A 14,103-nucleotide genomic window follows, 5' to 3' on the forward strand; every position below is an offset into this window, starting at 1 on the left:
CGCGAACAGAACGGTCAAATCCAGGTATCCAGCCACATGCGGTCCCGCCAGGAATCCTCGGGAATCGGGGTTCCGGTATACAGCGGCCAGAAATAGATGAAATTCCAGATGATCAGGAGGACCAGTACGCCGGCGGCTACGGCCCCCAGTGTCCGGCGCCGTTCACCCGAGGGATCGCCCTTTGTCAGACCCAGTTCGAGTTTCGCCCCGGTGCCTGCCGCAGGGCCCAGCATCGCGCCGATCATCATCGCCACCGCGAGGCAGAGGAAGGGCACGAACACGACCGCGTAGAAAAGGAAAATGGTGCGTTCCTGGTAGAGGAACCACGGCACCCAGCCCGCGGCCACTCCGCAGGCGATCGCGCCCGCCCGCCAGTCGCGGCGGAAGAACCAGCGCCACAGCACGTACAGCAGGGCGAAGCACGCGGCCCACCACAGCAGCGGCGTGCCGAGTGCCAGCACCTCGCGCGCGCACTTGCCGGTCGACGAGTCGGTGCAGCCGTTCTGCTCCTCGTAGAAGTACGAGACCGGCCGGCCCAGCACGATCCAGCTCCACGGATTGGACTGATAGGTGTGACCGGACGTCAGGTTCACATGGAACTCGTAGACCTGGTTCTCGTAGTGCCACAGGCTGCGCAGCCAGTCCGGCAGCCAGGTCCAGCTGCCGCCCTTGCCGTCGGTCGCCGCCCAGTCCCGGTAGTAGCCGTGCCGGTCGGGGTCGTTGTGGATGATCCAGCCGGTCCAGGAGGCGATGTACGTGAGGACCGCGACCGGCACCGTGGAGACGAAGGCCGGCAGCAGATCCCGCTTCAGTACCGCCTTGTACGGCTGCACCGCGCCCGCGGTCTTTCGCGCGCCGACATCCCACAGGACCGTCATCAGGCCGAACGCGACCATGATGTACAGCCCGTTCCACTTGGTGGCGAAGGCCAGCCCGAGGGAGATTCCGGCCGCGATCCGCCACGGGCGCCAGCCCAGGCGCAGGCCCTCCGCGACTCCGGTGTCCGGCCGCAGCACGCCGTCCTCGTCGACCGGAAGCGCCGCGGCGAGTCTGCGCCTCGCCCAGTCCCGGTCGATCAGCAGGCAGCCGAACGAGGCCAGCACGAAGAACATCAGCACCAGGTCGAGCAGCGCGGTGCGGCTCATCACGAAGTGCAGCCCGTCCACCGCGAGCAGCGCGCCCGCCAGACAGCCCAGGAACGTCGAGCGGAACAGCCTGCGGCCGATCCGGCACAGCATCAGCACCGACAGCGTGCCGAGCACGGCGACCATGAACCGCCAGCCGAACGGCGTGAATCCGAAGATCTGCTCACCGATGCCGATGATCCACTTGCCGACCGGCGGGTGCACCACATAACCCGGATCGGTGGGGACCGGCACCTGCGACGGATCGTTGAGGATCAGCTTGTCGACGTCCTTGGGCCACGCCCCCTCGTACCCCTGCTTGATGAGGGCCCAGGAGTCCTTGGCGTAATACGTCTCATCGAATATCACCGCGTGCGGGCTGCCCAGGTTCCAGAACCGCAGCACCCCGGCGACCGCCGCCACCAGCAGCGGACCGCCCCACGCCGACCAGCGCACCAGCCGGTCCGCGAGCAGCGGGGGCATCCCGAGCACCGCCCACAGCTGGCCTCCCGGGCGGGTGTACGGCGGAACCAGCCGTTCGCGCAGCCCGATACCGGGGCGCGGGAAATGGCCGAAGCGGCGCAGCCGCTGCTGCCAGGAAGTCGGCTCCGGGCCGTGCTGTTCCCCGGCGTCTTGGCCCTGCCGGGCTTCGGGCGCAGTACTCGTCACCGCGCCATCGTAGGGAACGCATCTGTGCGAGTCCTGCCGCCCTTGCTGGGAGGATGGACGTTGTGACTGGAACGACTGGAACGCTGGTACTCGCAGGGACCCCCATCGGCGATGTGGCGGACGCCCCGCCACGACTCGCCGCCGAACTGGAGACGGCCGATGTCGTCGCCGCCGAGGACACCCGCCGGCTGCGCCGGCTGACCCAGGCGCTGGGCATCCACACCACGGGGCGTGTCGTCTCCTACTTCGAGGGCAACGAGTCCGCCCGTACGCCCGAACTCGTCGAGGCGCTGCTGGGCGGCGCCCGGGTGCTGCTGGTCACGGACGCGGGCATGCCGTCCGTGTCCGACCCCGGCTACCGGCTGGTCGCCGCGGCGGTGGAGAAGGACATCAAGGTCACCGCGGTGCCGGGCCCGTCGGCGGTGCTCACCGCGCTCGCCCTGTCCGCGCTGCCGGTGGACCGGTTCTGCTTCGAGGGCTTCCTGCCGCGCAAGGCGGGCGAGCGCCTCGGCAAGCTCCGCGAGGTCGCCGACGAGCGCCGCACCATGGTGTTCTTCGAGGCCCCGCACCGGCTCGACGACACCCTTGCCGCGATGGCCGAGGTCTTCGGCGCCGACCGGCGCGCCGCGGTGTGCCGGGAGCTGACCAAGACGTACGAGGAAGTGAAGCGCGGTCCGCTGGGCGAGCTCGCCGTCTGGGCGGCCGAGGGCGTACGCGGTGAGATCACCGTCGTCGTCGAGGGCGCGGCCGACTCCGGAGCCGAGGAGCTGGACGCCGAGGAGCTGGTGCGCAGGGTGCAGGTGCGCGAGGAGGCGGGGGAGCGGCGCAAGGAGGCGATCGCCGCCGTGGCCGCGGCGGCGGGGCTGCCCAAGCGCGAGGTGTTCGACGCGGTCGTCGCAGCAAAGAATGCGGCTCGGACCGGCCCAGTGGACGGCAAAGGACTATCGTAAAAGGCAAAGCCAGAGCCGCGTTCCGGGGCCTTTTGCCACGAGAAGGCCAAATCCGCTCCAACACTCGACAGGGCCCGGTGCGCTCCCGCCGGTAAAGGCGTCCACTGGATTCAGGACGCATTCTCCGGAGTGCTTGTCCGGCGGACAAGAGGAGCAGGCATGAGCGACATCGCAGCAACCACCGTGCACGAGGCGTATGCCTTCGCCTGCATGAGGTGCGGATACGGCTGGGAACAGGCCTACGAAATAGAGCACCACGTGGACACCTCGAACCACGCGTTCGTGGTCTACAAGGCGGACGGCGAACGCGTGCCGTCCCCGCTTTCCACGCCCACCTGCACGAACTGCGGCGGGCACGTCGTACGGATCATGCGGGCCGGGCGGGTCTCGACGGTGCAGCAGCTGCTCCAGAACCGCCGGCCGGCCGTCGAGGCCGACGCCGACGCCGAGGTGCGGGAGCCCGTGGCCGCCACGGCCGCTCCTTCGGGCGACCACCACTGGCACCTCTCCGACCTGCTCCACCCCTTCCACCGCAAGTGAGGTTCCCGGCCACGGTCCTCGTACGATCGTGGCCATGAGCCGTACCGAAGCCCCGCCGCTGCCCGAGCCCCTCCGGGTGCCGGTCGCCGATTCGCACACCCACCTGGACATGCAGGACGGCACCGTCGAGGAGGCCCTGGCCAGGGCCGCCGCGGTGAACGTGACGACCGTGATCCAGGTGGGCTGCGATGTGAAGGGCTCGCACTGGGCCGCCGAGACCGCGGCCGCGCACGCGAGTGTGTACGCGGCCGTGGCGCTGCACCCCAACGAGGCGCCGCGCATCGTGCACGGGGACCCGGACAACTGGTCGCGGCAGGGGGCGCGCGAGGGCGGCGGGAGCGCCGCGCTCCACGAGGCGCTCGCCGAGATCGACGCGCTGGCCGCGCTGGACCACGTACGCGGCGTCGGCGAGACGGGGCTCGACTACTTCCGGACCGGCCCCGAGGGCATGGCCGCCCAGGAGGAGTCCTTCCGGGCCCACATCGAGATCGCCAAACGGCACGGCAAGGCGCTCGTCATCCACGATCGCGAGGCGCACGCCGACGTGCTGCGCATCCTGGCCGACGCGGGCGCCCCCGAGCGGACGGTCTTCCACTGCTACTCCGGCGACGCCGACATGGCCCGGGTCTGCGCGGACGCCGGGTACTTCATGTCCTTCGCGGGCAACATGACGTTCAAGAACGCCCAGCCGCTGCGTGACGCGCTGGCCGTCGCGCCCATGGAGCTGGTCCTGGTCGAGACCGACGCGCCCTTTCTCACCCCGGCCCCGTACCGCGGACGGCCTAACGCGCCGTATCTGATTCCGGTCACGCTGCGCGCCATGGCCGCGGTCAAGGGCGTCGACGAGGACACCCTGGCGTCGGCGATCGCCGACAATACGGCTCGCGCGTTCGACTACTGACCGGCATTGCACGACGCTGCGTAGTCGCGCCGCTTTGGAGAGTCACGCAGGCTCCGCTATCGTCCCGGGCGCCAAGAGTGAGCCGGGCCGGTACGGATCTTCTGGAGCGAGCGTCGTGAGCAATTCGCAGGGCAGTCACCGCGCGGCACGCGGCAGGGGGCGTACGGCGGCGGCCGGGACCCGCGGGCCCGCAACCGTCGTCGTGCCGGGCCCGTCCCCCGTACCGCCGCACACCGTCGTCGTGCCGGGCCCGTCCCCCGTACCGCCGCACGAGGAGCTGACGCTCGCCGCGTGGCCCCGGCACACCCCGACCGTCGTCGACATGCCGACGGGGCGGACGGTGACCGCGACCGGCGGCCCGGCCGGCCTGCCGACGGGGTGGACCGCTGCCGCGCCCGGCGGCCCATTCCGTACCGCGCAGGCCCCCACCGTCACCGCGCTCACCGTGCCGGCCCCCGCCGGCAGGTCCGGGGCGCGGCGGGGCGCCCGGCGGCGCCGGGTGTCCGTCCGGCCCGAGCAGCTGCGCCGCCTGGTCCCGCAGGCCCTCGTGGTCGCGTTCCTGGCGGGCGGGACGACCGCGTTCCTCGCCGAGGACAAGGCGGTGACCCTGGACGTCGACGGGGAGCCCCGCACCCTGCACACCTTCGCGGACGACGTGGGGGAGCTCCTCGCCGAACAGGGCATCGATGCGAACGCGGACGGCGGCCCGGCCGTGTCCCCGGCCCCCGGCACCCGCCTCGCCGACGGCGACGTGATCACCGTCGGCGGCCCGCGCCCGGTGACGCTCACGCTCGACGGGGTGCGGCGCAGGGTCTGGACCTCCGAGCCCACCGTCGGCGCCGCCCTGCGCCGGCTGGGCGTGCGGGCCGACGGCGCCTACCTCTCCGTCTCCCGGTCCGCGCCGATCGGGCGCACCGGACTGACCCTGGACGTGCGCACCGCCCGCACCGTCACCGTGATGGCCGACGGCCGCGAACACACCGTCCGCACCACCGCCGCCACCGTCCGCGAGGCCGTCGCACGGGCCGGTGTCGTCCTGCACGGCGAGGACACCACGTCCGTGGCCCCGGACAGCTTCCCCCGCGAGGGCCAGACCGTCTCGGTGCTCCGGATCACCACCGCCCGGGTGGTGCGCGAGGAGCTGCTGCCGTACCCCGTCGAACGGACCGGCGACGGGGCGATCCCCGCCGGCACCGAGCGGGTCGAGCGGGAGGGGCGGGACGGTTCGCGCCGTGTCATGTACGCCCTGCGGACCGTCAACGGCGTCCGGCAGAAGCCCCGGGTCCTGGCCACCGAGGTCGTACGGGAGCCGGTCAGCCGGGTCGTGAAGGCCGGCACCGGGCCCCGCACGGCCGGGACGGCCGGGAGGGCGACAGCCCGTACGCTTAACAGGTGAGCACCACAGAGCCCGACGCCCTCCTGGGCCCCGCAGAAATCCGCGAGCTGGCCGCGACGCTGGGCGTACGCCCCACGAAGCAGCGCGGTCAGAACTTCGTCATCGACGCCAACACGGTCCGCCGGATCGTGCGCACCGCGGAGGTCCGCCCGGACGACGTGGTGGTCGAGGTCGGTCCCGGTCTGGGCTCGCTGACCCTGGCCCTGCTGGAGGCGGCCGACCGGGTCGTCGCCGTCGAGATCGACGACGTGCTGGCGGCCGCCCTGCCGGCCACGGTCGCCGCCCGGATGCCGCAGCGCGCCGACCGGTTCACCCTCGTCCACTCGGACGCGATGCTCGTACGGGAGCTGCCGGGCCCGCCGCCCACCGCACTGGTCGCCAACCTTCCGTACAACGTCGCGGTGCCCGTGCTGCTCACGATGCTCGACCGTTTCCCCAGCATCGAGCGGACCCTGGTCATGGTGCAGGCCGAGGTCGCCGACCGGCTGGCCGCCAGGCCGGGCAACAAGGTCTACGGCGTGCCGTCGGTGAAGGCCAACTGGTACACCGACGTCAAGCGCGCCGGCTCCATCGGCCGCAAGGTGTTCTGGCCCGCGCCGAACGTCGACTCGGGCCTGGTGTCACTGGTGCGCCGGACCGAGCCCGTCGCCACCACGGCGAGCAAGGCCGAGGTCTTCGCGGTCGTCGACGCCGCCTTCGCCCAGCGCCGCAAGACGCTGCGGGCGGCCCTGTCCGGCTGGGCCGGCTCCGCGCCCGCCGCCGAGGCGGCCCTGGTCGCGGCCGGCATCTCGCCGCAGGCCCGGGGCGAGGCACTCACGGTCGAGGAGTTCGCCGCCATCGCCGAGAACAAGCCGGAGCTGTCCGCATGAGCGAGAGCGTCACCGTCCGGGTACCCGCCAAGGTCAACGTCCAGCTCGCGGTCGGCGCCGCGCGCCCCGACGGCTTCCACGACCTGGCCAACGTCTTCCTCGCCGTCGGCCTGTACGACGAGGTCACCGTCACCCCGGCCGACGGGCTGCGCATCACCTGCTCCGGCCCGGACGCCGCCCAGGTCCCCCTGGACGCCACCAACCTCGCCGCCCGCGCCGCGACCGCGCTGGCCGAACGGCACGGCATCGCACCCGACGTCCACATCCACATCGCCAAGGACATTCCCGTCGCGGGCGGAATGGCCGGCGGCAGCGCGGACGCGGCCGGTGCCCTGCTGGCGTGCGACGCGCTGTGGTCCACCGGCGCCACCCGCGAGGAGCTCCTCGCGATCTGCGCCGAGCTGGGCAGCGACGTGCCGTTCAGCCTCGTCGGCGGGGCGGCCCTCGGGGTCGGCCGCGGCGAGCAGCTCACCCCCGTCGAGGTCGGCGGCACCTTCCACTGGGTCTTCGCGGTCGCCGACGGCGGCCTCTCCACCCCCGCCGTCTACCGCGAGTTCGACCGGCTCACGGCCGGCACGCGGGTGCCCGAGCCCGCCGCGTCCGCCGCGCTCATGGACGCACTGCGGGCCGGTGACCCCGTCGCCCTCGCCGCAGCCCTGAGCAACGACCTCCAGGCCCCCGCGCTGTCGCTGCGCCCCTCGCTGGCCGACACCCTGGCGGCGGGCACGGAGGCGGGCGCACTGGCTGCGCTGGTCTCGGGCTCCGGGCCGACCACCGCGTTCCTGACCGAGGACGAGGCGGCGGCCCGCAAGGTGGCCGACGCACTGACCGCCTCGGGGACCTGCCGCACCGCGAGGGTCGCCGTCTCCCCGGCACCGGGCGCCACCGTCGTCTGACCGGTGACGCCCCGGACGTGCGGCCCGGCTCAGCCGAGCCGCACGCTCCGCTTCGCCAGCTCGAACGCCGGCAGCATGCCCTTGTGCTCCTGCGCGTCCAGCCCGCCCAGGTGCACCACGACCGGTCCGTCCGGGGTGGCGACGGCGAAGGCGTGGGCCGGGCGCGACTCCTCCATGATCTTGCTGTAGACGGTGTAGCCCACTTCGGTCACGGACAGCTTCCCGACCGTGGTCTGCGTGTACGTGATCTTCGAGGCGTTCTCGTCGGCCTTCACGAAGCCCTCCAGCGCCTGGCGCGCCGTGCCGTCCTTGCCCTCGCCCTGCCACACCCGCAGGAACCCGATGTGCCCGGCCGGCTTCGCGTCGATCTCGCACACCATCGCGACCGGGCCCTGCCGGGCGAGGTCGGCGAGCTCCGAGTCCGGCTCCACGGGAGCCACGGCCTTCGCCTTCCAGTGCTGCGCCAGGTCGAAGACGACCGGCAGCTCGCATCCGGAACCGGGGCCCCCGACCGTGCCGCCCTTGGCCGCGGTCTTCGCACCCGCCCCGTGCGCGGCCGCGCCGCCGCCCGGCTTGGTGTCCGCCTTCGCACCGCCACCGGACTCCGACGAGCAGCCGGTCAGCGCGAGGGCTGCCAGCAGGACGGGCGCCAGCCCGCGAACCGTACGTCGTGTCATGAAGTTCCCCACCCCGATGAGACCCGGGAACCGGCCCGGATCTTGATCAATTCGGGCAAGGTACCGCACAGAGGTGTCCGGACGAACGCGGTTTCCCGGCACTGTCCCGTACAGGTGAGCGGGCGCTCGTAAGGAGCCCGGCGCCATGGCGACTACGCTGAAGGTCAGTGTTTCTCCTTCGAGCTGGAGCGTTTGTGGCCGTCAACCTCGTCAATGTCGAGCAGGTCAGCAAGGTGTACGGCACCCGTGCGCTGCTCGACGGTGTGTCCCTCGGTGTGTCCGAGGGGGACCGGATCGGTGTCGTCGGCCGTAACGGAGATGGCAAGACGACTCTCATCCGGATGCTCGCCAAGCTGGAGGAGGCGGACACCGGCCGGGTCACCCACAACGGCGGACTGCGTCTCGGCGTCCTGACCCAGCACGATTCGCTCGACCCGAAGGCGACGATCCGGCACGAGGTCATCGGCGATCTCGCCGACCACGAGTGGGCCGGCAGCGCCAAGATCCGCGACGTCCTGACCGGGCTCTTCGGCGGTCTCGACCTGGCCGGCTTCGAGCAGGGCCTGGACACCGTCATCGCCCCGCTCTCCGGTGGCGAGCGCCGCCGGATCGCGCTGGCCAAGCTGCTCATCGCCGAGCAGGACCTGATCGTCCTCGACGAGCCGACCAACCACCTCGACGTCGAGGGCATCTCCTGGCTGGCCGGACACCTGCGCGCCCGCCGCTCCGCACTGGTCTGCGTCACCCACGACCGGTGGTTCCTGGACCAGGTCTGCACCCGCATGTGGGACGTCCAGCGCGGCACGGTCCACGAGTACGAGGGCGGCTACAGCGACTACGTCTTCGCCCGTGCCGAACGCGAGCGGATCGCGGCCACCGAAGAGGGCAAGCGGCAGAACCTCATGCGCAAGGAGCTGGCCTGGCTGCGGCGCGGCGCCCCCGCCCGTACGTCCAAGCCCCGCTACCGCATCGAGGCGGCCAACGAGCTGATCGCCGATGTGCCGCCGCCCCGCGACACCAGCGCGCTGATGAAGTTCGCCAACGCCCGGCTCGGCAAGACCGTCTTCGAGCTGGAGGACGTGACCGTCCAGGCCGGCCCCAAGACGCTGCTCACCCACCTGACCTGGCAGCTCGGTCCCGGCGACCGGATCGGCCTGGTCGGGGTCAACGGCGCGGGCAAGACCTCGCTGCTGCGGGCGCTGGAGCAGGCGGCCCGTACCCAGGGCGAGGCGCAGCCCGCCGACGGGAAGATCGTCGTCGGCAAGACCGTGAAGCTCGCCTACCTCTCCCAGGAGGTCGCGGAGCTCAACCCGAACCTCCGGGTGCTGGAGGCCGTGCAGCAGGTGCGCGACCGGGTCGACCTCGGCAAGGGCCGGGAGATGACCGCGGGCCAGCTCTGCGAGCAGTTCGGCTTCTCGAAGGAGAAGCAGTGGACCCCGGTCGGCGACCTGTCGGGCGGTGAGCGGCGCAGGCTGCAGATCCTGCGGCTGCTGATGGACGAGCCGAACGTCCTCTTCCTCGACGAGCCCACCAACGACCTCGACATCGAGACCCTGACCCAGCTGGAGGACCTCCTCGACGGCTGGCCCGGGTCGATGATCGTGATCTCCCACGACCGGTTCTTCATCGAGCGGACCACGGACAAGGTGCTGGCGCTCCTCGGCGACAAGTCGCTGCGGATGCTGCCGCGCGGCATCGACGAGTACCTGGAGCGCAGGCTGCAGATGGCGGGGGCCGCCATGCCCGCCGCACCTGCCACGGCCTCCCGGGCCGCCGCCCCGGCACCGGGCGTCTCGCCGCAGGAGGCACGCGCGGCCAAGAAGGAACTCCAGAAGGTCGAGCGGCAGCTCGACAAGATGTCGACCCGCGAGACGACGCTCCACGCCCAGATCGCCGACAACGCCACGGACTTCGAGAAGGTCGCGAAGCTCGACGCCGAACTGCGCGAACTGGTCGCGGAACGCGATGTGCTGGAGATGCGCTGGCTGGAACTGGCCGAGGAGGCCTGACCGGCCGCTGAGGCGTCCTGCTGCGTGGCCGGTACAACTGCCGTGACCGGTGTGGTCGGTGAGGCCTGTGGGGCGGGTGGTAGAAAGAAGCCCCGTCCGGCGTCGTAGCCGGACCGCTTCGCACCACAGGTACCGACGGAACAACAACGGAACAGGGGGACGGGCCGATGAGCCAGCCGCCCGGACAGCAGCCGCCGCAGGGCGGGTTCGGAGCTCCTTACGACCCGCCGCCCGGGGCGTACCCGCCACCGGCCGCCCCGCCGCAGCCCGCCGGCCCGTACGGGCAGCCCGGTCCGTACGGCAATCAGCCCGGTCCGTACGGCAGTCAGCCCGGTCCGTACAACCAGCCGACGCAGGGCTACGGGTACGGCTACCCGCCCCAGCAGCAACAGCCGCAACAGCAGCCGGGGCACGGCTACCCGACGCAGCCCCCGCAGCCCGGCGGACCGCAGCCCGGCGGACCCCGGGGCGGCGGCCGGTTCCGCGGCCGGACCGGGATGATCGTCGGCGGCCTGCTCGCGGTGGCACTCCTGGCGGGCGGCGGCATCTGGCTCGCCACCGGCGACGACGGCGGCAACGGGACGCCCACGGCGAACGGCGGCCACAGCTCCGCGCCACCGGCCCCCGCGCCGACCCTGGACCAGGGCGACGGCAAGGGCGACACCGACGACGACGGCACGGTCACCCCTCAGGCCGAGGCCGCCGCCATCAACGCGGCGCGCGGGCCGGGGGAGGCGAAGGCCCTCTGGATCCGGAAGAGCGGCGTCGATCTCCCGGAGGGCGGCGAGGACTTCTACGGCCCGTGGTTCGCCGGCGACACCGTCGTCACGGCCATGTACCACACCGTCACGGGCTATTCGGCAGCCGACGGCACGCTCAAGTGGACCCTGCGGCTGCCCACCAACGCCTGCGCCGCGCCCACCCGGCCCACCGCCGACGGCAAGATCGTCCTGGGCATCGAGGACAGCACATCGGACGACGCGTACTGCGACAACCTCCAGATGGTCGACCTCACGACGGGCAAGGCCGGCTGGCGCAAGCAGTACGCCCGCGACGGCGCCTGGGACGGGCTCTCCGACCTCGCGATGGCGATCAACGGCGACACCGTGACCGTGGGGCGCACCAGCAGGACCGACGCCTTCCGGGTCAGCGACGGCAAGGTGCTGTTCGGCAAACTGCCCGGCAACTGCCAGCCGTTCGGCTTCGCCAGCGGCCCCGTGGCGATCGCCGCGGCGAGCTGCCAGACCGCCGCGGACGACCACAAGGAACACCGGGTACAGCGGATCGACCCCGGCACCGGCAAGGTGCAGTGGACGTACAAGGTCAAGAAGGGCTGGCAGGTCGCGCAGATCTACTCCGCCGACCCCATCGTGATCTCGCTGACGCAGCCGGAGAAGTGGGGCATCCTCGTGCTCAACACCAACGGCACCTACCGCACCCAGCTCTCCGGCGGGCCGGGGGAGTACGCCGTCGGGTGCGACAAGGACCGGCGCGTCCAGGGGGCCAACCTCGACAGCTGCACCGGGGTGGCCGCCGGTGCGAACACGTTCTACATGGCGACCAAGGCCGTCGACCTCAAAACCGGCGACGGCAACCAGGTCGCCGCCTTCGATCTGTCCACCGGCAAGCACAAGTGGACGATCAGCTCCCCGGCGGAGCAGCCCCTCACCCCGCTGCGGACGGAGGGCGGCAAGCTGCTGATGTACCTCGGGGCGGCGAAGAACAAGGGAGGCGGTATCGCCTCCGTTCCGGCCGCCGGCGGTAAATGGGGCATGGTGGTGCGGCACCCGGCGGCGGCCTCCGACCTGGAGCGCAGTTTCTACGAGCCGAACATCTCCTACGTGGACGGACGCAGCTTCCTCACGAATTCGAGGATCAGCGGCTCGGACGACGAGGAGATCGAGAGGCGGTCCATGGCCGTCTTCGGCAACTGACGGCCGATCAGGGCTCACGTAGGCATAACGGCGGTATCACGGGCCGGTTCTCCCTTGGGAACAGGGGTGGACCGAACCGCGGCGGGTGGCGGGCCGGGTGGTACAAAGAAGCCCCGCTCGACTGTCGTAACACTGCGGGATCCATGCCCGATTCGCTCCATTTCGCCGTTAATTCAGGGGGTCTTCGCCGATTCCCCGAGCTCCGGCGTGATCGCGGGGGAGTCCGGACCGGGCACCGGACCGCATGAAGGGGGACGCGCTGATGACCCAGCCGCCCAGCCAGCAACCGCCGCAGGGAGGCTTCGGCGCTCCGCAGGAGCCGCCGCACGGGGTCCCGCAGCCGCCCCAGGGCCCGCCGCAGACGCCGCCGCCCGCGCAGCCGCCCCAGGCACCGGCCGCCCAGCCGGGATATGGCTATCCCCAGCAGCCGGGCCAGGCAGCGGGCCGGCCGCCGCAGCCCGGCCCCTACGGGCAGCCGCAGCAGCCGGGCCCGTACGCCCAGCAGCCCGGTCCCTACGGCCAGCCCCAGCAGCCCGGCCCCTACGGTCAGCAGCAGCCGGGTCCGTATGCCCAGCAGCCCGGCCCGTACGGTCAGCCGCAGCAGCCCGGATACGGGTATCCGCAGCAGCAGTACCCCGGCGCACCGGTCCCCGCGCCGCCCGGTGGCCGTGGCCCGTTCAAGGGCAAGCCCGCGGCGATCATCGGTGCCGCGGTCGCCGCGCTCCTGGTCATCGGCGGCGGTGTCTACCTGCTGTCGAGCGGGGGCGACGACGACAAGAAGCCCGTCGCGAAGAAGAGCGGCGAGGTCCAGAAGCCCACCACGTCGCCCACTGTCGACGAGGGCGACGGCAACGGCACCGGCCGTGAGGGCAGCGACGACCTGAACGGCGGGCGCAAGCCCGGCGAGGCGAAGGTCCTCTGGCTCCAGAAGAACGACGTGGACCTGCCGCGCAACGGCGCGGACGTGTACGGCCCGTGGATCGTCGGCGACACCGTCGTCAAGGGCATGTACCGCACGGTCGCCGGCTACTCGGTGGCCGACGGCAAGGAGAAGTGGAAGCTGAAGCTTCCCGCCGACATCTGCTCCGCCCCGCAGCAGACCACCACGGACGGCAAGATCGTCATCGCGGTGAAGAACGGCACGACCGACAAGTCCGACTGCTCCACCCTCCAGCTGATCGACCTCAACACGGGGAAGGCGGGGTGGAAGAAGGAGGTCAAGAAGAGCGGCCTCTTCGACCTGATGTCGGACCTCTCCCTCGCCATCAGCGGCAACACCGTGACGGTCGGCCGCACCGGCGCCTCCAACGCCTACCGGGTCAGCGACGGCAAGGACCTGTTCGGCAAGCGGGCGGGGATCTGCCAGCCGTTCGCCTTCGCGGGCGGGCCCAAGCTGATCGCCGCCACCAACTGCCGGGTCAGTGACCTCGACAACCCGCAGCACGAGATCGAACTGATCGACCCGAACACCGGCAAGCCGAAGTGGACCTACAAGCCGGCCCGCGGCTGGGAGGTCGACAACATCTACTCGGTGAGCCCGCTCATCGTGTCGCTGACCAAGGGCGACAGCAGCAAGGACAAGAAGTGGAGCATCCTCGCGCTCCGGGAGAACGGCACGCTCCGCTCCCAGATCATCAGCGACAAGGGTGACAAGTTCCCGATGGCCTGCGGCAACGCCTTCGCCATCTTCGGCAAGCCCGTCGACGGCTGCGAGGGTGTCACGGCCGACGCCAACACGCTCTACATGCGGACGCAGGACGACACCAGCGGTTCCGCCCGTACCAACCAGGTCGTCGCCTTCAACCTGAACACCGGCAAGACGAAGTGGAAGGCGAAGGCCCCGGCCGAGCAGACCATGAAGCCGCTGCGGATGGAGGGCGCCAACCTCCTGGTCTACGTGGACGCCGGTTACAACAAGGGCGGCGGCATCGCCACCCTGGGCCCGGCCGGCGGCACCCCGAAGATGCTGCTCCAGCACCCGGCCTCCATGGCTCAGGTCGAGAGCTCGTTCTGGAGCGAGAGGGTCCTGTACGTGGACGGCCGCTCGTTCATCGCCAGCGGGCGGGTCAGCGCGACCAACGACGAGGAAGAGCTGGAGACGAAGACCATGATGGCCTTCGGCAGCTGACCGCTCCCCA

General features: G+C 71.6%; 11 protein-coding genes. 9 read left to right on the forward strand and 2 right to left on the reverse strand.

Going from position 1 to position 14,103, the window contains the following annotated elements; all coding sequences use genetic code 11:
- Positions 1-14: 14 nt before the first annotated feature.
- Positions 15-1,793, reverse strand: coding sequence for a dolichyl-phosphate-mannose--protein mannosyltransferase (locus OG912_RS20915; RefSeq protein ID WP_327710702.1), 1,779 nt, complete (start codon positions 1,791-1,793; stop codon positions 15-17).
- A 53-nt stretch (positions 1,794-1,846) separates the two neighbouring features.
- Between OG912_RS20915 and rsmI the strand changes: the two genes are divergently transcribed.
- The 6 genes from rsmI to OG912_RS20945 all read left to right on the forward strand — a co-directional run bounded on the left by rsmI (position 1,847) and on the right by OG912_RS20945 (position 7,345).
- A complete protein-coding gene (rsmI, locus tag OG912_RS20920; RefSeq protein ID WP_326736664.1) occupies positions 1,847-2,743 on the forward strand; it encodes a 16S rRNA (cytidine(1402)-2'-O)-methyltransferase in 897 nt (298 codons plus the stop codon).
- 159 nt (positions 2,744-2,902) lie between these two features.
- Positions 2,903-3,283 (forward strand): hypothetical protein, encoded by a 381-nt coding sequence (locus OG912_RS20925; protein ID WP_326736663.1) that lies wholly within the window; start codon positions 2,903-2,905, stop codon positions 3,281-3,283.
- Positions 3,284-3,317: 34 nt separating this feature from the next.
- The gene (locus OG912_RS20930) at positions 3,318-4,184 is read left to right on the forward strand and encodes a TatD family hydrolase (RefSeq protein ID WP_327710704.1); all 867 of its coding nucleotides are present in this window, start codon (positions 3,318-3,320) and stop codon (positions 4,182-4,184) included.
- 322 nt (positions 4,185-4,506) lie between these two features.
- Positions 4,507-5,580, forward strand: a complete 1,074-nt coding sequence (locus OG912_RS20935) for a ubiquitin-like domain-containing protein (RefSeq protein WP_327713494.1) — start codon at positions 4,507-4,509, stop codon at positions 5,578-5,580.
- On the forward strand, positions 5,577-6,449 hold the full coding sequence (gene rsmA / locus OG912_RS20940) for a 16S rRNA (adenine(1518)-N(6)/adenine(1519)-N(6))-dimethyltransferase RsmA (RefSeq protein ID WP_327710706.1): 873 nt from the start codon (positions 5,577-5,579) through the stop codon (positions 6,447-6,449). Before OG912_RS20935 ends, rsmA begins: the two co-directional genes overlap by 4 nt.
- Positions 6,446-7,345, forward strand: coding sequence for a 4-(cytidine 5'-diphospho)-2-C-methyl-D-erythritol kinase (locus OG912_RS20945; RefSeq protein WP_327710707.1), 900 nt, complete (start codon positions 6,446-6,448; stop codon positions 7,343-7,345). The genes rsmA and OG912_RS20945 overlap by 4 nt, the downstream gene beginning before the upstream one ends.
- A gap of 29 nt (positions 7,346-7,374) precedes the next feature.
- Here OG912_RS20945 and OG912_RS20950 read toward each other — a convergent pair whose 3' ends face one another.
- The gene (locus OG912_RS20950) at positions 7,375-8,022 is read right to left on the reverse strand and encodes a lipoprotein (protein ID WP_327710708.1); all 648 of its coding nucleotides are present in this window, start codon (positions 8,020-8,022) and stop codon (positions 7,375-7,377) included.
- Positions 8,023-8,216: 194 nt separating this feature from the next.
- Here OG912_RS20950 and OG912_RS20955 point away from each other — a divergent pair, with 194 nt between their 5' ends.
- From OG912_RS20955 to OG912_RS20965, 3 genes are all read left to right on the forward strand, one after another.
- Positions 8,217-10,031 (forward strand): ABC-F family ATP-binding cassette domain-containing protein, encoded by a 1,815-nt coding sequence (locus tag OG912_RS20955; RefSeq protein ID WP_327710709.1) that lies wholly within the window; start codon positions 8,217-8,219, stop codon positions 10,029-10,031.
- A 167-nt stretch (positions 10,032-10,198) separates the two neighbouring features.
- The gene (locus OG912_RS20960) at positions 10,199-11,965 is read left to right on the forward strand and encodes an outer membrane protein assembly factor BamB family protein (protein ID WP_327710710.1); all 1,767 of its coding nucleotides are present in this window, start codon (positions 10,199-10,201) and stop codon (positions 11,963-11,965) included.
- A 262-nt stretch (positions 11,966-12,227) separates the two neighbouring features.
- Entirely contained in the window at positions 12,228-14,093 is a 1,866-nt protein-coding gene (locus OG912_RS20965; protein ID WP_327710712.1) for an outer membrane protein assembly factor BamB family protein, read from the forward strand.
- Positions 14,094-14,103 lie beyond the last annotated feature (10 nt).

It is taken from the genome of Streptomyces sp. NBC_00464, from assembly GCF_036013915.1.
Lineage (GTDB): Bacteria > Actinomycetota > Actinomycetes > Streptomycetales > Streptomycetaceae > Streptomyces.

What these genes read in the sequence shown, in the direction of transcription:
- rsmI (WP_326736664.1), top strand. Translation starts at nt 1,847, where the DNA reads ATGGACGTTGTGACTGGAACGACTGGAACGCTGGTACTCGCAGGGACC.
- OG912_RS20925 (WP_326736663.1), top strand. Translation starts at nt 2,903, where the DNA reads ATGAGCGACATCGCAGCAACCACCGTGCACGAGGCGTATGCCTTCGCC.
- OG912_RS20930 (WP_327710704.1), top strand. Translation starts at nt 3,318, where the DNA reads ATGAGCCGTACCGAAGCCCCGCCGCTGCCCGAGCCCCTCCGGGTGCCG.
- OG912_RS20935 (WP_327713494.1), top strand. Translation starts at nt 4,507, where the DNA reads ATGCCGACGGGGCGGACGGTGACCGCGACCGGCGGCCCGGCCGGCCTG.
- OG912_RS20945 (WP_327710707.1), top strand. Translation starts at nt 6,446, where the DNA reads ATGAGCGAGAGCGTCACCGTCCGGGTACCCGCCAAGGTCAACGTCCAG.
- OG912_RS20950 (WP_327710708.1), bottom strand. Translation starts at nt 8,022, where the DNA reads ATGACACGACGTACGGTTCGCGGGCTGGCGCCCGTCCTGCTGGCAGCC.
- OG912_RS20960 (WP_327710710.1), top strand. Translation starts at nt 10,199, where the DNA reads ATGAGCCAGCCGCCCGGACAGCAGCCGCCGCAGGGCGGGTTCGGAGCT.
- OG912_RS20965 (WP_327710712.1), top strand. Translation starts at nt 12,228, where the DNA reads ATGACCCAGCCGCCCAGCCAGCAACCGCCGCAGGGAGGCTTCGGCGCT.